The sequence below is a fragment of the Photobacterium kagoshimensis genome (assembly GCF_050337045.1).
Taxonomy (GTDB): Bacteria; Pseudomonadota; Gammaproteobacteria; order Enterobacterales; family Vibrionaceae; genus Photobacterium; species Photobacterium kagoshimensis.
Window position 1 is genome coordinate 22,072 of the sequence record NZ_JAKJSO010000024.1, and the last position, 21,563, is coordinate 43,634.

The 21,563-nt window shown below is 45.8% G+C and carries 19 protein-coding genes; all 19 read right to left on the reverse strand.

The genetic code is table 11. From position 1 onward, the window contains the following. Positions 1-268: 268 nt before the first annotated feature. Positions 269-577, reverse strand: a complete 309-nt coding sequence (locus L4C35_RS19995; protein ID WP_428464558.1) for a c-type cytochrome — start codon at positions 575-577, stop codon at positions 269-271. A 73-nt stretch (positions 578-650) separates the two neighbouring features. Continuing rightward, a complete protein-coding gene (gene tilS, locus L4C35_RS20000; RefSeq protein ID WP_428464559.1) occupies positions 651-1,973 on the reverse strand; it encodes a tRNA lysidine(34) synthetase TilS in 1,323 nt (440 codons plus the stop codon). Positions 1,974-2,121: 148 nt separating this feature from the next. Further along, positions 2,122-3,081, reverse strand: a complete 960-nt coding sequence (gene accA, locus L4C35_RS20005; protein ID WP_428464560.1) for an acetyl-CoA carboxylase carboxyl transferase subunit alpha — start codon at positions 3,079-3,081, stop codon at positions 2,122-2,124. A gap of 48 nt (positions 3,082-3,129) precedes the next feature. Next, positions 3,130-6,609: a DNA polymerase III subunit alpha gene (gene dnaE / locus L4C35_RS20010; protein WP_428464613.1), complete on the reverse strand. Its 3,480-nt coding sequence runs from the start codon at positions 6,607-6,609 to the stop codon at positions 3,130-3,132. 113 nt (positions 6,610-6,722) lie between these two features. Then, positions 6,723-7,325, reverse strand: coding sequence for a ribonuclease HII (gene rnhB / locus L4C35_RS20015; RefSeq protein WP_428464561.1), 603 nt, complete (start codon positions 7,323-7,325; stop codon positions 6,723-6,725). Positions 7,326-7,327: 2 nt separating this feature from the next. After that, entirely contained in the window at positions 7,328-8,488 is a 1,161-nt protein-coding gene (lpxB, locus tag L4C35_RS20020) for a lipid-A-disaccharide synthase (protein WP_428464562.1), read from the reverse strand. Further along, on the reverse strand, positions 8,488-9,276 hold the full coding sequence (gene lpxA / locus L4C35_RS20025) for an acyl-ACP--UDP-N-acetylglucosamine O-acyltransferase (protein WP_428464563.1): 789 nt from the start codon (positions 9,274-9,276) through the stop codon (positions 8,488-8,490). Before lpxA ends, lpxB begins: the two co-directional genes overlap by 1 nt. Further along, positions 9,276-9,728: a 3-hydroxyacyl-ACP dehydratase FabZ gene (gene fabZ, locus L4C35_RS20030; RefSeq protein ID WP_428464564.1), complete on the reverse strand. Its 453-nt coding sequence runs from the start codon at positions 9,726-9,728 to the stop codon at positions 9,276-9,278. Before fabZ ends, lpxA begins: the two co-directional genes overlap by 1 nt. Before the next feature lie 192 nt (positions 9,729-9,920). Then, positions 9,921-10,946 (reverse strand): UDP-3-O-(3-hydroxymyristoyl)glucosamine N-acyltransferase, encoded by a 1,026-nt coding sequence (gene lpxD, locus L4C35_RS20035; RefSeq protein ID WP_428464565.1) that lies wholly within the window; start codon positions 10,944-10,946, stop codon positions 9,921-9,923. Between the two features lie 108 nt (positions 10,947-11,054). Then, positions 11,055-11,564: an OmpH family outer membrane protein gene (locus tag L4C35_RS20040; RefSeq protein ID WP_428464566.1), complete on the reverse strand. Its 510-nt coding sequence runs from the start codon at positions 11,562-11,564 to the stop codon at positions 11,055-11,057. Positions 11,565-11,583: 19 nt separating this feature from the next. Beyond that, the gene (gene bamA, locus L4C35_RS20045; protein ID WP_428464567.1) at positions 11,584-14,001 is read right to left on the reverse strand and encodes an outer membrane protein assembly factor BamA; all 2,418 of its coding nucleotides are present in this window, start codon (positions 13,999-14,001) and stop codon (positions 11,584-11,586) included. 36 nt (positions 14,002-14,037) lie between these two features. Continuing rightward, the gene (gene rseP / locus L4C35_RS20050; RefSeq protein ID WP_428464568.1) at positions 14,038-15,393 is read right to left on the reverse strand and encodes a sigma E protease regulator RseP; all 1,356 of its coding nucleotides are present in this window, start codon (positions 15,391-15,393) and stop codon (positions 14,038-14,040) included. Further along, on the reverse strand, positions 15,390-16,586 hold the full coding sequence (gene ispC, locus L4C35_RS20055; RefSeq protein ID WP_428464569.1) for a 1-deoxy-D-xylulose-5-phosphate reductoisomerase: 1,197 nt from the start codon (positions 16,584-16,586) through the stop codon (positions 15,390-15,392). The genes rseP and ispC overlap by 4 nt, the downstream gene beginning before the upstream one ends. A 65-nt stretch (positions 16,587-16,651) precedes the next feature. Then, a complete protein-coding gene (locus L4C35_RS20060) occupies positions 16,652-17,494 on the reverse strand; it encodes a phosphatidate cytidylyltransferase (RefSeq protein WP_428464570.1) in 843 nt (280 codons plus the stop codon). A gap of 24 nt (positions 17,495-17,518) precedes the next feature. Next, positions 17,519-18,283: an undecaprenyl pyrophosphate synthase gene (gene uppS, locus L4C35_RS20065; RefSeq protein WP_428464571.1), complete on the reverse strand. Its 765-nt coding sequence runs from the start codon at positions 18,281-18,283 to the stop codon at positions 17,519-17,521. Positions 18,284-18,359: 76 nt separating this feature from the next. Next, positions 18,360-18,917, reverse strand: a complete 558-nt coding sequence (gene frr, locus L4C35_RS20070; RefSeq protein ID WP_048899939.1) for a ribosome recycling factor — start codon at positions 18,915-18,917, stop codon at positions 18,360-18,362. 59 nt (positions 18,918-18,976) lie between these two features. Continuing rightward, positions 18,977-19,705: a UMP kinase gene (gene pyrH, locus L4C35_RS20075; protein ID WP_428464572.1), complete on the reverse strand. Its 729-nt coding sequence runs from the start codon at positions 19,703-19,705 to the stop codon at positions 18,977-18,979. Between the two features lie 92 nt (positions 19,706-19,797). Continuing rightward, positions 19,798-20,643, reverse strand: coding sequence for a translation elongation factor Ts (gene tsf, locus L4C35_RS20080; protein ID WP_428464573.1), 846 nt, complete (start codon positions 20,641-20,643; stop codon positions 19,798-19,800). A 119-nt stretch (positions 20,644-20,762) separates the two neighbouring features. Continuing rightward, positions 20,763-21,485 (reverse strand): 30S ribosomal protein S2, encoded by a 723-nt coding sequence (rpsB, locus tag L4C35_RS20085; protein ID WP_048899936.1) that lies wholly within the window; start codon positions 21,483-21,485, stop codon positions 20,763-20,765. Between the last annotated feature and the right edge of the window lie 78 nt (positions 21,486-21,563).

Below are 21,563 nucleotides of genomic sequence, written 5' to 3' on the forward strand. Positions count from 1 at the left end.
CGTGCTAGTACAATAATATCTTCTGTCATTTTTAGCAACTAGAGAATGACCAACTGAACAATTATTCATCACCTTATAGAAAGAATTATCACATCCGTTAATCACTACATTTTATCGGGTACTGCTGATATTCAACTGTAGCGGCCTCTGCCCCGATAAAGGTCACGGCTCTTACTCATTAAAAACGCCATGTTACCAATGAAAAAAACCGCTTGATCATCAAGTGATCAAGCGGCTTTTCAATTATTCAATATTACAGTTAAAGCAATTATTTCATTTGAGCAAAATATGCTGCTACGTTCACAATATCTGTATCGTTAAGCATTGAAGCTTGCGGCTGCATGACCATCGCCATACCACCTGTACGCTCTTTGTTTTTATAGGCTTTTAACGAATTAACCAGATATTGTTCATTTTGCCCTTTCAGGTTTGGGTAACCAGGTATAACCGCAATACCATCAGCGCCATGACACGCTGCGCAAATTGCGGCCTTTGCTTTCCCTGCTGCAGGATCACCAGCGAGAGCAGGCGCTGACATTACTGTGGCTAACAATGCAAGTGTAAGAACTTTCTTCATGAGGTCCTCTTTTATAGTTGTAGTTTCCTGCAGCTAATTGTGCCCACTTTACCAATCCATTGCACTTTTAATATCAATCGGATAACTCATTGTGCCAAGTGAGCTCACACTCTTGGCCTTCAAAACCATCTACCACAAATACCCCTGCAACCGCAGCTAACTGCTCACCATAATAGATCAATGGGGTACGACGACGGTTCCAACTGGGTACGCCATACTCTTGGAATAGTTTTTTCAGCTTACGCTTACCCACCCTACCAACAGGCTTTATATTCAGCCCTTCAGGGTTGAAACGAACCGAAACAACCTCATCGTTTTGAGGTAAACGTAGCTGACCGCGTTGGCTTGGTGCAAGCGTCACTCTACCTAACCCTTGTGGTAATTCACACGGTACAGAGCATGTGATAGGCAGCTGAACATCTTGGATATCTGGCCATTGTTGCACTAGGTATAAGCGCTGTTGATAACGTCGAATTTGGTGCTGTTGCCAATTCAGTTGTGGATTGGCATCTTGCTGGGCAAGTACTACCGAGCACCATACTTGATCCAGTTGGGCGTAAGATGGCATTGCAACGCCTTGTTGTTGTAGCCATTGTCGGATCAGCGCTTTACCTAATCGCTCTTGCTTAAGTTCACTCAGTGCTAAACTGCCATCAGCTGCTGTCGCTAGTGCCAACTTATCGGCTAAAAGTTCGTTGAGTAAGGCCTCTTGCTCACCACATAATGCGGCACTACGCGCTACCGCTTTACGCAGCCCAGGCCAGCGCTGAGCCAATAACGGTGTGATGTGATGACGCAAAAAATTACGATCAAATCGCACATCTTGGTTGCTGTCATCTTCAACCCACTCGAGTGCTTGGATCTTGGCGTATTGCTCTATATCTGCTCGGCTCACTTGCAGCAAGGGTCTTACATGATGACCTTTAGCAAACGAGGTTGATACAGGCATCGCCGCTAACCCCGCGGGCCCGCTCCCCCGCTTTAATGCCAACAATAATGTTTCCACCTGATCATCAGCATGTTGTGCTGTCAGCAATACATCATCTTGGTTCATGTAGTGAGCCAACGCTTGATAACGTGCATCACGCGCCAATTGCTCAAGGCTATCACCATGACTTTTTAATAAGGTCACTCGCTCGACATAACACTGAATGCCAACCTCTTGCGCCCAATTTTGACACTTATCCGCCCATTCATTGGCATGAACATTTAATCCATGATGGACATGAACAGCATCGCACTGATGATCGGGATGTAACGCAAGGTACTCTGCCATGACATCCAGCAGTACACGCGAATCAATACCACCGCTCAGGGCTAAAACAAAACGCTTAGACTTAGGGCCGTGCGACTGTAAGCAAGTATGAAGTTGACGATAGAGTGACGAGCGAGACATAACAACCATGATCGTTAAAGAGAAACACCGCGTCAGTATAACAATGACTATAAATAAGACGTACAAAGAAAGGGAAAACAACCATAAAAAATGGGGCTGCCTGATTAGGCTGCCCCATAACATGTATTTTTGCTTTCGCAATTCGCTATCAGCAGTAACCGTAGCTCATTAAGCGCTGGTAACGGCGTTCTAGCAAGGTTTCTGTATCTAATGCGTCAAGCTCATCTAATGTTGCTTTAAATTGTGCTTTTAGCTTCTCAGCCATTAGCGCAACATCACGATGGGCGCCACCTAGCGGCTCTTCGATAATATTATCGATTAGCTCTAACTCTTTTAGACGTTCAGCGGTAATACCCATCGCCTCAGCAGCTTGTGGGGCCTTATCTGAATCACGCCATAAAATAGATGCACAACCTTCAGGCGAGATCACTGAATACGTTGAGTATTGCAACATATTCACGCAATCCCCCACACCGATAGCCAATGCGCCACCAGAACCACCTTCGCCCACAACGTTACAAATGATAGGCACAGTCAGGCCTGCCATTGCTTTTAAGTTGGTCGCGATAGCTTCAGACTGACCACGCTCTTCTGCACCGACACCTGGGTATGCACCTGCCGTGTCGATGAAAGTGATGATCGGCATTTTAAAGCGCTCAGCCATTTTCATTAGACGAAGGGCTTTACGGTAACCTTCAGGTTTCGGCATACCAAAGTTACGCATTACTTTTTCTTTGGTTTCGCGACCTTTCTGATGACCAATGATCATCACAGGGCGACCATCAATACGAGCAATACCGCCCACTAACGCTTTATCGTCAGCAAAAGCACGATCGCCAGCCAGTTCATCGAACTCTTCAAAAATATGCTCAACGTAATCAAACGTGTATGGACGCTGAGGGTGACGTGCCATTTGGGCAACCTGCCACGCACCTAAGTCACTGAATACTTTCTTAGTCAGTTCTAGGCTTTTCTTTTCTAGTTGTTCAATTTCTTTATCCAGATCAACCGACGCAGATTCATCACGACGAGAAACATCACGTAATGCTTCAATCTTGGCTTCTAGTTCAGCAATTGGTTGTTCAAACTCAAGAAAGTTCAGGCTCATACCACTCAAAATCCTTTTGCCTATCATCGTAAGCGATCACAGACATTATTAATTAAACTCAAGCTCGACTTGCTTCTCACCCAGCAACCCTTTCAGATCAAGGATTAACTTATCACTAGGCGTTACACGCCATTCTGTGCCTAAGGTGAGTTTAGCGCGTGCGTTCGAGCGCTGATAATACACATTTACAGGTACTGTACCTGCCTTGTGTGGCTCCAGCACTTGGCTAAAGCGTGCAAAAAACTGTTCATCAATTTGCCCCTCGGTAACCGAGATGGCAAGACTTCTTAGGTGCTTTTCTCTTGCTTCTGAGATATCTAGCACTTCTCGCGCGGACATTTTAAGGCCACCATTGAAATCATCAAAGCTGACCTGTCCTGTTACGACCACAATTTTATCTTTTTCGATCAAATCAACGTAACGTTCTAATGCCTCTGAGAATAACATTACTTCCATTCGACCTGAACGGTCGTCTAATGAAATAACGCCAATTCGCGTGCCGCGTTTAGTGGTAAACACTTTCGCGCCTATCACCAAACCTGCCACAGTCGCTACTTTATCACGTCCCGTCGGATTCGCATCTTTCAAGCGCCAGGTTGTGTAGTGTTTTAGCTCGGATAAATACGCGTTTATCGGGTGGCCTGTTAAATACAAACCTAACGTTTCACGTTCACCCTCTAGCCATATTGCATCTGGCCACTCAGGAATATTAGCGTAAGCATGTTCCACCTCTTCAGGCGCTGCTGTAAGCACACCAAACATATCCGTTTGACCAAAAGATTCAGCCTGATGGTGTTGACTGGCGGCTTTGATGGCATCATCCAAGGTCGCCATCATCGCGGCGCGGTTCGGACCAAGGCGATCCATAGCGCCCGCTTTAATCAACTTTTCTAATACGCGTTTGTTTACTTTTTTGGTATCAATACGCGCACAGAAATCAAATAAGTCTTTGAAGTGGCCGCCTTTATTACGGGCCTCGATAATGTTATCGATAGGGCCTTCACCCACCCCTTTTACCGCGCCAATACCGTAAACAATGGCACCACTATCATCAACGTTGAAACGGTATAAGCCTTTGTTGACATCAGGTGGCAGCAGCTTCAGCTTCATGCGCAGGCATTCATCGACCAAGCCAATGACTTTATCGGTGTTATCCATATCGGCGGTCATTACCGCCGCCATGAACTCAGCAGGATAATGCGCCTTTAACCAAAGCGTTTGATAAGAAACCAATGCGTAAGCAGCTGAGTGAGATTTGTTAAAACCATAACCAGCAAACTTTTCTACCAAGTCGAAGATTTTCATCGCCAACTCGCCGTCGACGCCGTTCTTCACTGCCCCCTCTTCAAAGGTGGCACGCTGCTTCGCCATTTCCTCTGGCTTTTTCTTACCCATCGCACGACGTAACATATCGGCGCCACCCAAGGTGTAACCCGATAATACCTGTGCGATCTGCATAACCTGTTCTTGATACAGGATGATGCCGTAGGTTGGCTCAAGAATTTCTTTGAGTGACTCGTGCTGCCACTTTTCGTCAGGGTAAGATACCGCTTCTCGACCATGTTTACGGTCGATAAAGTTATCTACCATGCCTGATTGCAACGGACCCGGACGGAACAGAGCTACCAGTGCGATCATGTCTTCAAAGCAGTCAGGCTGAAGACGTTTGATCAGATCTTTCATGCCGCGGGATTCAAGCTGGAATACCGCCGTTGATTCAGAGCGTTGCAGCATCGCAAATGACTTAGCATCAGCCATAGGAATAGCGGCAATATTGACCGGCTCTTCACCATTAGCAACAAGACGCGGGTTAATCATACCCAACGCCCAGTCAATGATGGTTAACGTTCGCAAGCCCAAAAAGTCGAACTTAACCAAGCCTGCGGTTTCAACGTCATTCTTATCGAACTGAGTAACAGGGTTGCCACCTTCGGCATCACAGTACAAAGGCGCAAAGTCAGTGATCGTGGTGGGAGAAATTACAACACCACCAGCGTGCTTACCCGCATTTCGTGTCACACCTTCAAGAATGCGACACATATCAATCAGGGCTTTAACTTCTTCGTCAGCATTGTAGACTTCACCTAATTGCGGCTCTGCATCAAATGCCTTACTGAGCGTCATTCCAGGTTCAGCAGGGATCATCTTTGAGATACGATCCACAAAGCCGTAAGGGTGACCCAATACACGGCCAACATCGCGGATTACCGCTTTTGCCGCCATAGTACCGAAAGTAATGATCTGCGATACCGCATCACGGCCATACATTTCAGCAACGTGGTCGATAACCAAATCACGCTTATCCATACAAAAGTCGATATCAAAATCGGGCATGGAGACACGTTCAGGGTTCAAGAATCGTTCGAAAAGCAGATCGAATTCAAGTGGGTCTAAGTCGGTAATATCTAGTGCATACGCTACCAATGAGCCCGCACCTGAACCACGCCCAGGGCCAACTGGCACATCGTTATCTTTCGACCACTGGATGAACTCCATTACGATCAAGAAGTAACCTGGGAATCCCATTTGGTTGATTACGTCGAGCTCAATTTTTAGGCGCTCATCGTATTCAGGGCGACGCTTGATACGCTCTTCTTCATCAGGGAAGAGGAAAGCCAAACGGCGTTCTAACCCTTCTTCTGACACTTTGACCAAGAAGTCTTCAATGCTCATGTCACCCGTGGGGAAATTCGGCAGGAAGTACTCCCCAAGACGAACAGTCACATTACAACGCTTAGCAATTTCTACGCTATTTTCGAGCGCTTCGGGAATGTCTGAGAATAACTCACACATTTCTTCTTCACTGCGTAAATATTGCTGATCGCTGTACAGTTTAGGTCTATTAGGATCGACAATGGTGTAACCATCGTGGATACAGACGCGAATATCATGAGCATCAAACTGATCGGGGGTTAAAAAGCGAACATCATTGGTTGCCACTACAGGTAAATCTTGTTGCTCGGCAAGCTCCACCGCAAAGTGCAAATATGCTTCTTCGTCTGGACGCCCCGTACGCACTAACTCAAGATAATAATTATCTTCGAAATGTACTTGGTAAAACTCAACACAACGGTTAATCAGTGTTTGGTTGCCTTTCAACAAGGCTCTACCGACATCACCCGTTTTACCACCTGAGAGTAAAATTAACCCCTCTTTGTGCTCCACGAGCCACTCTTTATCGATCACCACTTGGTGCTGGTAATGACCGCGCTGATAGGCTTTCGAGATCAACATCGTCAGGTTTTGATACCCTTCGTTGTTAGACGCTAGAATGGTTAAATCACACAGCTCATCGCCCATCTCTTCCGATTTCACTTTGAAATCAGCACCAATAATCGGCTTCATGCCTGCACCGTGTGCTGCAAAGTAAAATTTCACCAAACCACACAGGTTAGTGAAGTCGGTCAAGGCCATTGCTGGCATGCCCATTTCAGCCACTTTTTTCACCAATGGCGGTACTTTCGACAAGCCGTCGACCATTGAAAAGTCACTGTGAATGCGTAAATGAATAAAGCGAGGTTCTGCCATGACAACCAGATCAGATAGGTAATTTCGTGAAGGACATTGTGCCAGAAAACACTGCAAGGGGCGCGTTTCTGACACAATTTTTTAGTGGGTGAATCAGTGCGTGTGCAACTCGACTAATCTATGCCCAATATGCGTTTAACAGGTTTAAAACTTTTACGATGCTGCTCGATAGCACCGTGCGCTTCCAATGCTTCAAAATGCGCTTTGGTCGGATAACCTTTGTGTTTGGCAAAACCGTATTGTGGATATTGTGCATCTAGCACTTCCATTTCACGGTCGCGGGTCACTTTAGCAATAATAGAAGCCGCGCTGATTTCTGCCACCCGTAAATCACCTTTAACCACCGCTTGAGCATCCATCGGCAATTGAGGAACTTTATTACCGTCAATCAGCACATAGTCAGGTTGAATGTGCAGACCTGCAACCGCACGCTGCATCGCGACCATAGTGGCTTGCAAAATATTCAGTTCATCGATTTCTGCAGGCTCACAACGGCCTAGTGACCATGCCAATGCTTTTTCTTTGATCTCATCAAACAGCACATTGCGTTTTTTTTCAGTCAGTTTTTTAGAGTCCGTTAGCCCTTCAATGGGGTTATTCGGATCTAAAATTACCGCAGCGGTGACCACTGCGCCAACGAGAGGGCCACGGCCCACCTCGTCTACCCCAGCAATACAGTTTGCTTGTGGGTACACAAAGGGTTCAAATTCTTTCATGATTAATCTGCTTGTTGAGGTGTCGCTTTGCCAATCAAGTTCAGCACAGCGTGAGCGGCTTTGTGATCGGCGTTACAACGAATACGTTGATGAAGCTGACTAAATTCAGCCATTAATTCGCTGTTATCGATACTGAGGTAATGATTCACTTGCTCGGCTAATTTTTCTGGCGTGCAGTTTTCTTGTAGCAACTCAGGAACCAGTTCTTTATCCGCAAGAATATTGGGTAAAGAAACATACTTGGTTTTCAGCATACGACGTGCAATCCATGCCGTAAGTGGCTTCACGATATAACCCACGACCATAGGACGCTTCACGAGCATACACTCAAGCGAAACAGTGCCAGAAGCAAGCAAGACAGCATCAGAGGCTATCATCACGTTTCGGGCGGTATCATCAACCAGTACGAAATTCAGCTCTGGTGCCGTTTCTCGCCACGCTTGCTCAAACTGTTGGCGGCGTTGTTCATTCACTAAAGCGACCACAAAACCCAAATCTGGATGTTGCTGCTGTAAACGCTGGCAGGTTTCGATAAATGGCGCAGCTATCATGCTCATTTCACCGCCGCGACTGCCCGGTAATACCGCGAGCCAACGCTTGCTGTTATCTAAGCCAAGTAATTCACGGGCAGCCCGCTGATCGGTCTGCAACGGAATCGCATCAGCCATAGTGTGACCAACAAACTCACACGGCACATTAAACTTATCATAAAACGCTTTTTCGAACGGTAAGAAGGCCAACACTAAGTTCGTCGCCGCTTCAATCTTGAAAATCCGCTTTTGACGCCACGCCCATACCGATGGACTGACATAGTGTACCGTTTTGATGCCGCTCTGTTTTAAATCTCGCTCTAAGCGAAGGTTAAAATCGGGCGCATCAATGCCAACAAAGACATCCGGTGGGTTATCAGTGAAGTGCTTCACCAATTCAGCTTTGATCTTAAATAGCCGAGGCAAGCGACCAAACACTTCAACAATCCCCATCACAGCCAGCTCTTCCATATCGAACAGCGCTTCACAGCCTGCCTCGATCATGCGAGGGCCAGCAACACCGACAAATTCAGCGTCTGGGTAATGTTCTTTAACCGCTTTAATAAAACCGGCACCTAAAATATCGCCGGAGATTTCCCCGGCGACAATACCTATTCGAAGAGGTTTAGCCATTAACGAATAATACCGCGAGTCGAGTTTTCAAACAGTTTGACGAATAAGCCAATCGATGGGAACTCTTGTGCCATCTCTTCTAATACTGGCTTCACTTCTGCTAAGGTTTTACCTGAACGGTAAATCTCTTTGTACGCACGGCGAATAGCATGAAGTTCTGGCTTTTCAAAACCACGACGCTTGAGGCCTTCGATATTAATACCAAATGGCTTCGCATGGTTACCTTGTGCCATCACATAGGGTGGGACATCTTGAACCACAATTGAACCACCACCGATGAAGCTATGTGCACCGACAGTACAGAACTGGTGAACAGGTGATAGTGCCGAGATAATTGCGTAATCTTCAACATTTACGTGACCGGCTAAGGTCGCGTTGTTACCCATGATAATGTTATCGCCGACAACACAGTCGTGAGCAATGTGGACGTTGACACAAAATAGGTTGTCGCTACCAACAGTAGTTACCCCCTTATCTTGTACTGTGCCACGGTGCATCTGCACACTTTCACGGATCACATTACGATCGCCGACAACAAGGCGAGTAGCTTCACCGCTATACTTCTTGTCTTGACACTCTTCACCAATTACTGCGAATGGGAAGATGCGGTTATCTTGACCAATGACCGTTGGGCCTTTAATCACAACATGAGACATCACTTCTGTGCCGTCACCAATTTCTACATCTTTAGTGATGTAGGTAAATGGACCAACAGTCACATTAGCGCCGATTTTAGCCCCTTCTTCAACTACCGCAGAAGGGTGAATTTGTGCCGTTTCGTGAATCATTAAAACTCTCGTCTTGCGCATTTTAGTTCAGCAGAGCAAACAACATCGCCGTCAACTTTTGCTACACCATTAAACATAGCAATACCACGACGCTCTTTCAGGTATTCCACTTCGATAATCAATTGGTCACCAGGGCCTACAGGCTTACGGAACTTGGCTTTATCGATACTCGCGAAGTAGTAAAGTTCATTCTCAGCAGGCGCACCAAAAGTTTTGAATGCAAGTAAGCCAGTCGCCTGAGCCATGGCTTCAAGGATCATGACACCTGGGAATACTGGCATTTTTGGAAAGTGGCCAGTAAATTGCGGCTCGTTCACTGAAACGTTTTTAATAGCCGTAAGTGTTTTGCCTTCGTCGTAATCTGTTACGCGATCGATCATTAAGAACGGGTAACGGTGAGGAAGAAGCTCTTGAATTTCAGTGATATTTAACGTTTTGTTCTCGCAAGTCAAAACTTGAATTCCTGTCAGTAAAGTGAAACACAAAGTAACGGTGTTACTTTGGTTATTCAATTCGCTGCTATTTCAAAGCTAAATTCAATGAATCAAAGCTAAAATAGCAAGGAAATGAAGTGTCCTACGTGTTGTTACCCGTAGAACACAATCGCACGTTGCCCATTTATATCGGCATACATGGCGAAGGCATTAGCCCTCGTCGTCTAATTTTTTCTCAACCGCACGTAAGCGTTTGTTCATTTCGTCAATTTTCATGACGCGAGCCGCTGTTTTACGCCACTCTTTATTTGGCTGCACAGGAATACCCGACGAGTAGAAGCCCGGCTCTGTAATTGGACGCATCACCATTGCCATACCAGCAACCGTCACACCATCACAAATTTCCATGTGACCATTGAACACGCTCGCACCGCCAATGAAACAGTTTTTACCTACCGTTAGGCTACCAGCCATTACGGTTGCACCCGCAATCGCGGTGTTTTCACCAATCGACACATTATGTGCAATTTGGCATTGGTTATCGATAATCGCACCATCGTGGATAATCGTGTCCTCTAACGCACCACGGTCGATCGTGGTACAAGCACCAATTTCGACACGGTTACCAATGCGTACAGAACCTAACTGAGGGATTTTGATCCAGTTTCCACGGTCATTCGCGTAACCGAAACCGTCTGAACCCAGCACAGTGCCTGATTGTACTAAACAATCGCGACCTAATGTCACGCGGTGGTAAACAGTTACATTGGCCCACAGTTTAGTATTTGCACCAATTTCCGCTTCTTTGCCAACAAAGCAACCCGCACCGATTTGCACGTTATCGCCCAGTTTAACACCGGATTCAATCACAGCATTGTGGCCAATCACCACGCCCTCACCCATCACAACATCAGCAGCGATTTGCGCAGACGCGGCAATCTCAGAAGCCGCTTTCGGTGTGGTATCAAGCAATTGTGCAACCAAAGCATAGCCAAGGTAAGGGTTAGCCATGACCAAAGCGTTACCTTCAAAGAATGGGCGATCGCCTTCTTGCAGCATAACGGCAGACGCTTTGCAATCAGCCAACTGTTTACGGTATTTACTGTTTGAAATAAATGTAATTTGACCGTCACCAGCCTGCTCTGTGCCAGCAATAGAATGAATTTCGACAGTGCCATCGCCATGAAGCTCTGCACCTAATTTGTCTGCTAATTCAGCAAGGGTAATTACAGTCATTAGTTACCTTATCGTTTTTGTTATACGCCACTATTAATGGTCAGAGACGACAAAGCTGCCATGCGTCAAACGCATAGCAGCTTAGGTTATCTGTGGCGCTTTAATCAATTATTTTACAGCAGAGATAACCTTGCTTGATAGGTCATCTTTCGGGTCAGCGTAAAGAACCGCTTGTGCATCAACAACGATGTCATAGCCTTCTTTTTTCGCCACAGTTTGAATTGCTGTACGAATTTTCATCACTAGTTTTTGCTCTTCTTCCGCGCCGCGACGACGTTGGTCTTCTTGAAGTGCTTTTGCTTTTAACTTGTAATCAGAATCTAGTGATGCAAGTTCACGTTGAATTTTAGTGCGGTCTGATTCGCTTAACAGCTCACCATCACGCTTCGCTTTATCAACTTTTGTTTTCATGCGATTTTCGATGCTACGAAGTTCATCGATACGATCTTTAAATTCGCTACGTAATTTTTCTGTCACATTATAGCGTTTAGCCAGCTGTTGCATGGCCTGACCTGTTGCTACGTAACCCACTTTTTGTGCCGCTTCTGCTGCTTGTGCATACATAGACGACGATAAAATTACTAGGCTAAGGCCTGCTGCTTTCATCCATTGTTTCAAAAGAGTTCTCCTCAAAAAATTAGAATGTCTGTCCGATTGTGAAGGTAAAGAATTCTTCTTGGTCGCCATCGTACTTCTTAAGCGGACGAGCAATCGAGAATACCAGTGGGCCCATTGGAGACATCCACTGAAGTGCGGCACCGTATGACGCACGAATTAATGATGGATCAGAGTAGTCATACAAGTACTTACCGTCAGTATCTTTCAGGTCGTACTCGGTATCCCACACTGAACCCGCATCCACAAACAGACTGGTACGAATTTGGTTCTTAAATTCTTCCGATGCAAATGGGGTTGGTACAATCAACTCCATGCTTGCTAATGCAATGGCATTACCACCCGCTGCATCTTTGGTACCTGTTGCACAGTTGTTGTTACCAGATGGACCACCACCTGAACAACCTTCAACATACACCGCTTTCGGACCTACAGTATTAGAGCGGAAGCCTCGCAAAGTACTAAAGCCACCCGCATAAAAGTTTTCATAGAACGGCATCAACTGATCGCTACCATTCTCCGTTTGGCCGTAACCATTACCATAGCCCACTTTACCACGTAGCAACACGGTGAAGTCATGGCCTTCATTCAATGGAATATATTGGCGCACATCGTACTGCACTTTAAAGTATTGCGCATCTGAACCTGGGATAGTCATACGGTATGACGCACGCTGGTGGTTACCCGCTGTTGGGAAATAACCACGGTTCAAGTTGTTACGCGACCATGAAACTGACCAATCAAAGTCATCCAATTCGATAATATTCTCACCACGGTCAAAACCATGGATCGCTTTAAATTTCTCGATTTGGTAATACTCACGGGTATTCGAAATCTTGTTGTGATCGTAACCCACACCAAACTCAAAGAAGTTTAGCTCATCAAATGGGAAACCCCAGGTCAGGCTGGCACCATAACTTTGGTTGGTATAGTCCGAGATGTTAGCGTTCGATGCTTCAAACTCGTTGTAGTAAACCTTACCACCCAAGCTGATACCATCTAATGTGAAATACGGATCACGGTAGTCTAAGCTGACATTCTTTTGGTATTTATTGGTCATCGCATTGATACCAAAGCGTGTACCTGTACCTAAGAAGTTATCTTGTTGTAGACCCGCCTGAAAACTAATACCCGATTCAGTACCATAACCAATACCGAAGTTCACGCTACCCGCGTTCGCTTCTTTTACGTTATAGGTCACATCCACTTGATCATCAGTCCCCGGCACACGGACGGTCTGAACATCAACGGTTTCAAAGAAACCAGTACGGCTCAAACGCTCTTTACCACGCTCAACCGATTTGGAGTTCAGCCAACTGCCTTCCATCTGACGCATTTCACGACGTAGTACTTCATCTTTGGTCGTTGTATTACCAGAGAATGCAATATTTCGTACGTATACACGCTTGCCCGATTCAACGTTAACTAACAGCGATACTTCGTTGGTGTCGTCGTCAAAATCTGGAATGGTCGTAACTTGTGGGTAGGCATAACCTGACTCACCCAGTTTACGTTTTATCGCTTCTTCAAGCGCGGTCACTTGTGCCCCGTTGTAGATGTCACCATCTTCAAAGGTCACCAGTTTATTGAGATCATCTTGACGGCCCGCGACTTCACCACGGAATTGCACGCCTTTAACCGTGTATTGATCACCTTCGTCAATTTTCAAGGTGATGTAGACACCCTTCTTATCTGGTGAAATCGATACTTGAGTCGACTCTAACTTGTACTTTAAGTAACCGTTATTTAAGTACTGAGAACGCAGCACTTCCATATCACCCGCAAGCACCTGCTTCTGGTACTTTTCATTAGCAAGGAAGTTCCACCACGGCACGTTAGCCTGTAGGTTAAATTTGCCGCGCAGTTCATCATCGGTAAACACTTCATTACCGATAAAGTTAATTTGCTTAATCGTTGCCGACACGCCTTCCGTAAACACAAACTTTAAATCAGCACGGTTACGTGGCAAAGGCGTTACAACCGCTTGTACTGTTGCGTTGTACTTACCTACGCTGTAGTAAAAGTCTTCTAGACCTTTCTCAATTTTACTCAGTGTGGTGCGATCTAAAGCTTCGCCTACCTGAATATTAGAAGCATTTAAGTTTTCTTTTAGCTGCTCTTCTTTGATCGCTTTATTGCCTGAGAACGAAATATTAGCAATGGTTGGACGCTCCAACACTTTGACTAATAATACGTCACCATCGCGATAAACTTTGATGTCTTCAAAGTTACCAGAAGCAAATAGCGCCTGAATAACATCAGCGATATCACGGTCGTCGACCTTATCACCAACACGTACGGGCATCTTCAATAATGCAGCACCTAACGTTACTCGTTGAAGACCTTCAAACCGAATATCGTCGACCACAAATTGTTCAGCACTCTGCGCCATACTACTGCTTAGCAGTAGCGATGCGACCAACAGTTTTTTCATCGCCATTACTGTTCTGATTATTCCTTGCTAAAAACGCATTTATTAAAGGCGGGTAAAATCATTGAATAGCGCTACGGCCATTAACGCAACCAAAATGGCTGAGCCCACTCTGTAGCCAATGTCCTGAACGCGTTCAGAGACAGGTCGGCGTGTTACAGCTTCAATAGCGAAGAACATCAAGTGTCCACCGTCTAATACTGGAAGCGGCAACAAATTCACAATACCTAAATTCACACTGATCAATGCTAGGAAGCCAAGGAAGTACACCAAGCCATAATCGGCCGTCATCCCTGCACCCTTAGCAATCGAAATAGGACCACTTAGGTTTTTAACAGCCACATCACCCGTTACAAGTTTAGTGACCATATCAAATGTTAGCGTGACTAATTGCCACGTTTTCTCAGCAGCTTTACCAACTGCCTCAACAGGGCCAAACTGCAAGTTAATACGGTAAGATTCCGGCCAAGGTTCAATCGTTGGCGCAAAACCTGCGTAGCCAATGGCTTCGCCGTCAGCTAGCGTTTTGGTTTTAGGTGTTAATGTAAGCGACACCAATTCTCCATCACGCTCGACCTCGATGATCAAAGCTTGCTCTGGGTGTGAGCGTACCGCATCCACCACTTGCTGCCATTTGTCTACGGCTTTACCGTCAATGGCAACAATACGATCATTTAACCGCATATCGGCAGCAATTGCTGCACCGTCATCGACAAGTTGTGAAATAGAGAGCGTAATCTCAGGGGTATAGGGTTTCATCCCTAAACTTGTCATTACTCGCTCTGTTTCTGGATCAAAGTACCAATACTCTAGATCCAACGTTCTTTCGACAATGGCACCAGCTTCAGGTTCCGTTGCCGTAATCACCATTTGCTTATCGCCAATATGCGAGATCATCGCCATATTCACGGATTCCCAATCAGCGGTTTTGATACCTGAAATAGACTTAAGTTCCATTCCAGATTCAATTCCTGCTTGGGCAGCAATAGATTGTGGCGCAACCTCACCGATAACAGGCTTAACCGCAGGTACGCCAATCAGGTAAACCACCCAGTAAGCAAAAATAGCAAAAATAAAGTTCGCAAACGGACCAGCGGCAACAATTGCACTGCGTTGCCACAATTTTTTATTATTGAATGCTTCATGACGACGTGATTCAGGCACATCATCGACACGCTCATCGAGCATTTTGACGTAGCCGCCCAACGGGATCATCGCTAGCGTATATTCGGTACCATCTTTGCCTTTCTTTTGCCAAATCGCCTTGCCAAAACCGATGGAGAAACGTTCAACAAATACACCACAACGACGAGCAACCCAAAAGTGACCAAACTCGTGGACTGCAATCAGTACACCAAGCGCAACAAGAAATGCGCCTAAATTCCATAAAATGCCTGTCATTTTGCTACCTTAGCAATCTCTTCCTGAGCTAAAAGTCGTGCCATTCTATCTAGCTCAATCACACTTTCCAAGTCAGTAGGTTCTGCCTTGGGTGCTGTTTCTAAGACTAAGTGATTGATTTTAGAAATATCAGTAAAACCAATGCGCTTATCCAAAAATGCGGCAACCGCTTCTTCATTCGCCGCATTCAATGCTGTTGTTGCCGCTTGACCACTGTAACATGCATCCATCGCCAGTTTCAGGCATGGATAACGGTCAAAATCAGGTTGCAAGAAGGTGAACTCACCCACTTGGCTAAAATCGAGTGGTGCAACACCCGCATCTACTCTTTCAGGATAGGACATCGCACAGGCAATCGGGGTTCTCATATCAGGTAACCCCATCTGCGCTAACACTGAGCCATCTGTGTATTGCACCATAGAGTGAATCACGGACTGAGGGTGAATAATCACCTGCATTTGCTCACGAGAGGCATTAAACAACCAACGTGCTTCAATGTACTCTAAGCCTTTGTTCATCATAGTGGCAGAATCCACCGAGATCTTCGGCCCCATCGACCAATTCGGGTGCGCTATCGCCATTTCTGGCGTGACTGCATCCAATTGTGCAATATCAGTGTAACGAAATGGGCCACCAGAGCCGGTCAGCAGTATCTTACTGATGCCGAACTCCGTTAGATCACAACGCCCCATTTTGCGCTGAATCTCGGCTGGCAAGCATTGAAAAATAGCATTGTGCTCGCTATCAACTGGCAGGAGTTCCGCACCGTACTCTTCGCAGGCATCAATAAACATCTGGCCCGACATCACTAAGGCTTCTTTATTAGCCAGTAAAATGCGCTTACCCGCTTTAACGCCAGCCATGGTCGGCATTAAACCCGCAGCACCAACAATCGCTGCCATCACGGTATCTATCTCATCTAGCGATGCAATCTCACACAAGCCTTGCTCACCCGCTAGTACTTGGGTTGTCATCTGGTGCGAGGCAAGGCGTTGCGCTAGCGTTGCAGCGGCAGCTTCGTCAGCCATCACGGCATACTGAGGTTGCCACTGACAACAAAGCTCAAACATCTTATCGCTGTTTGAGCCTGCACCTAATGCAACTACATCGAATAATTCAGGGTTTTGTGCTGCAACAGCCAGTGTGCTTGTTCCGATTGAACCGGTCGCACCTAAGATTGATAACTTACGCATACATCACTTCATTTGGCTTAGAAAAGGTAGCTACCAAGTAGCTACCTTTGAATGGGAGATAATAACTACCAAAGGTAGAATAGAGCAAAGACGGGAAGCGCGGCTGTTAGACTGTCGATACGGTCTAAGATACCACCGTGACCAGGTAAGATAGTGCCACTGTCTTTAATGCCAGCAACACGTTTAAACATGCTTTCAACTAAATCGCCAAGTACAGAGATAACCACTGTAACCATGGCAATAGCCAATAAAGTACCCACACTCGAAAACGGAATATTCATCAACGATGCACCGCTCCAAGCGATAAACATCGCTAATAAAGCGCCGCCTGCTAACCCTTCGATAGTCTTATTCGGACTCACCGATGGTGCCATTTTGTGCTTACCAAATCGCTTGCCGGTAAAATACGCACCGGTATCTGCTGCCCATACAATAAAGCATACCAGCATCACAAGTTGTGAGCCGTGATACGGAGATTCGGCGTAGTTAACTGCGCGAAGCAATAAAATGCCCCAAAAGAAAGGAAGCAGGGTTAATACCCCAAAGATACCTTTCAATAATGCGGACGATGACCATAGTTTGGCACTGCTTGGGTAGGTAATTGCCAACGTAGACGCCACCAACCACCAAATACCACCTACAGCTAATATCGCGCGATGTGAATCAGCCACGGCTGCCAGTGCGGTAACATCCGTTGGTATCGCCACCAAAGATGCACCAAAGATTAAGGTGAACAGGCTGACGATTTGTACGCGGGCGCTGCCATTAATAAATTGTGTCCATTCCCAAAAGCCCACCATAGTAATTGCGGCAAGCGCCACAATAAAAGCAGGAAAAGGTAGGAAGAAAATACCCGCAATAACCAAAGGCGCGAGAATCAATGCTGTTATAACTCGTTGCTTAAGCAAGCTGCATCCTCTTTAAAATCTTTTTTATTGTTGAAGCAATGCTTGAAGCTGCTCACCGGTGCAGCCAAAACGACGCTCACGATTAACAAACCATGCCATCGCATTCGCAAAGCTGTCTTCATCAAAATCTGGCCAGTGCTGCTCACAAAAATACATTTCAGCGTAAGCCATCTGCCACAACATGAAATTACTAATGCGGGATTCACCACTGGTACGAATCAATAAGTCAACATCAGGTAACCCTGCGGTGGTTAACCCTTCAGCTAACATATCTTCGGTAATATCTTCGGCCGTTAAACCGTGTTCAGCCACTTGAGCGGCAAGACGTTTAGTTGCTTGAAGAATGTCCCACTGACCACCGTAATTTGCCGCTATATTCAACACCATGCCAGTATTGTCTGCGGTGAGTGCTTCAGCGGCGGCGATTTTATCCTGTAAACGCTGACTAAAGCGCGAGGTATCACCGATGATTTTCAAGCGAATATTATTTTTGTGCAGACGTTTAACTTCACGACCTAAGACAGTCATGAACAATTCCATCAGTAATGAAACTTCCGCTTCAGGACGGCGCCAATTTTCACTACTAAACGCGAATAAGGTGACAACTTTAATGCCAAAACGATTAGCTACAGATACTGTTTTACGCACAGCCTCAACACCCGCTTTATGACCGAAAACGCGAGCTTTGCCCTGCGCTTTAGCCCAACGGCCATTGCCATCCATGATCACTGCAACATGCTTAGGAAGGCTATCGATGCTCAGTGGGGTGTCAGTTGTCGAATCCGACATAAATCTTCCTCAAAAAAAAACGCTGTGCTGCACGCACAGCGCCTTAACTTACATAAAGCTAATGAGCTGAGAAGAATTAAACTTCCATTAACTCTTTTTCTTTAACTTCTAGTACTGCATCGATGTTCTTCACTGCAACGTCTGTCAGCTTCTGAATTTCATCTTGTGCGCGGTGATCATCATCTTCTGAGATTTCTTTGTCTTTCAGAAGACCTTTAACGTCAGCGTTCGCATCACGACGGATGTTACGAACAGCAACACGACCTTGCTCAGCTTCTGCACGTACGATCTTAACAAGATCACGACGACGCTCTTCTGTTAGCGCAGGAAGTGGAACACGGATAACCGTACCCGCAGACATTGGGTTTAGACCCAAGTCAGACATCATGATTGCTTTTTCTACTTTAGGCGCTAATTCTTTATCGAATACAGTGATCGCCAGAGTACGAGAATCTTCAGCAACAACGTTTGCAAGTTGCTTAAGCGGCGTGTTGGCACCGTAGTATTCTACGTAGATAGTGTCTAGTAGGCTTGGGTGCGCACGACCTGTACGGATCTTAGCCAGTTGGTTTTTTAGCGCTTCAACGCTTTTTGCCATGCGCTCTTGCGCATCTTGTTTAATTGCATCAATCACGATTAATATCCTTGATTATTCGGTCACTATAAAGGGCCCTATAGAGCCCTTTACGAAAATTAGTCGTTAGTGATCAGAGTGCCTTCTTGCTCACCCATCACAACACGGCGAAGAGCGCCTGGCTTATTCATGTTAAATACACGAATAGGCATTGAGTGGTCACGAGCAAGAGTAAATGCAGCTAAGTCCATCACTTTCAGTTCTTTTTCAAGAACATCATTGTAGCCCAGCTTATCACAAAGAACAGCATCAGGGTTTTTAACTGGATCATCTGTGAACACACCGTCAACTTTCGTTGCTTTTAGCACCACGTCAGCTTCGATTTCGATGCCGCGTAGACACGCAGCTGAATCTGTTGTGAAGAATGGGTTACCTGTACCCGCAGAGAAGATCACTACACGGCCTTGACGTAACTGGCTGATTGCATCAGCCCAGTTGTAGTTGTCACATACGCCGTTTAGAGGAATTGCAGACATTACTCGAGCGTTCACATAGGCACGGTGAAGTGCGTCACGCATCGCAAGACCATTCATTACAGTTGCTAGCATGCCCATGTGGTCGCCCACAACTCGGTTCATACCCGCTTCAGCTAGACCAGCACCACGGAACAAGTTACCACCACCGATAACAAGGCCAACTTGAACACCCAGTTCAATCAGTTCTTTAATTTCTTGCGCCATACGGTCAAGAACTTGTGCGTCAATACCAAAACCTTCTTCGCCTTGTAGCGCTTCGCCACTCAGTTTAAGCAGAATTCGTTGATAAGTCGGTTTAGGGTTTGTGGTCATTAGGATTACCTTCCAGGCTTACAATTGAGATATGGAGTTGTAAAAAGACCGCAGCCTTGGCTACGGTCTTTGGAGTTCTTTTACAAGAAGGATTAACCCTTCTGTACTGCTGCTACTTCTTCAGCGAAGCTCATTTCTTGAGCTTTCTCGATACCTTCACCAACTTCAAGACGGATGAAGTTAGTTACTGTAGCGCCTTTAGCTTTCAGCATTTGACCAACAGTTTGAGATGGGTCCATGATGAATGCTTGACCAGTTAGAGAAACTTCGCCTGTGAATTTCTTCATACGGCCAACAACCATTTTCTCTGCGATCTCTTGAGGCTTGCCAGATTCAACAGCGATAGCTACTTGAATTGCTTTCTCTTTCTCAACTACGTCAGCTGGAACGTCTTCTGGGTTAACGAACTCAGGCTTAGATGCAGCAATGTGCATTGCAACGTGCTTGATAGTTTCTTCATCAGCATCACCAGCAACAACAACACCGATACGGTCGCCGTGACGGTAAGAACCAACTTTAGCGCCTTCGATGAATTCAACACGACGGATGCCGATGTTCTCACCGATTTTAGCTACTAGAGTAACACGTTGCTCTTCAAACTTAGCTTGAAGTGCTGCGATGTCTAGACGCTCAGCTAGCGCTGCATCTAGTACTTCGTTAGCGAATGCTAGGAAGTTAGTATCTTTAGCTACGAAGTCAGTTTGGCAGTTAACTTCTAGAAGAGCTGCAACACCGTCAGCATCTTTGATTAAGATAGTACCTTCAGCAGCAACGTTACCTGCTTTTTTAGCAGCCTTTGCAGCACCGCTCTTACGCATGTTTTCAATTGCTAGCTCGATGTCAGCATTTGCTTCTACAAGTGCTTTTTTACATTCCATCATGCCTGCGCCAGTACGTTCACGCAGTTCTTTAACTAGGGCAGCTGTAACTGTTGCCATTGTCATATCCTCAGTTTTAAATACTCGGTATAAAAATCAGGGGCCTAAGTAGGCCCCTGCTAACCATTCTTAGTTTACGCAAGGTAACTTAAGAAGCTCAAATAAAGGAGCTTTGGCTATTACTCAGCTACGTAGCCTTCTTCAGCTTGCGCTGCGATGTCTTGGTTACGTGCTTCTGTAACAGTTTTCGCTACCGCACCAGTGTAAAGCTGGATAGAACGGATTGCGTCATCGTTACCAGGGATAACGAAGTCTACGCCGTCTGGGTTAGAGTTAGTATCTACTACTGCAAATACTGGGATACCCAGGTTGTTAGCTTCTTTAATTGCGATGTGTTCGTGATCAGCATCGATTACGAACATAGCGTCTGGTAGACCAGCCATGTTCTTGATACCGCCAAGAGATTTCTCAAGCTTTTCCATTTCACGAGTACGCATTAGCGCTTCTTTCTTGGTTAGCTTGTCGAAAGTACCGTCTGTAGACTGAACTTCTAGATCTTTTAGACGTTTGATTGACTGACGAACAGTTTTCCAGTTAGTCAACATACCGCCTAACCAGCGGTTGTTTACGTAGAACTGGTCACAGCTTACTGCTGCTTCTTTGATTGATTCGCTGGCTGCGCGCTTAGTACCAACAAAAAGAACTTTACCTTTACGAGCTGCAATCTTGTTGATTTCAGCTAGAGCGTCGTTAAACATTGGTACAGTTTTTTCTAGGTTGATGATGTGTACTTTGTTACGAGCACCGAAAATGAATGGCTTCATTTTTGGGTTCCAGTAACGAGTTTGGTGACCGAAGTGAACACCAGCTTGAAGCATGTCGCGCATTGATACAGTTGCCATTGAATATTCCTCTATGGGGTTAGGCGTCCACATATCCCATCCTACCGACCCTCTTTCTGCATTTGCCTAGGCAAAATT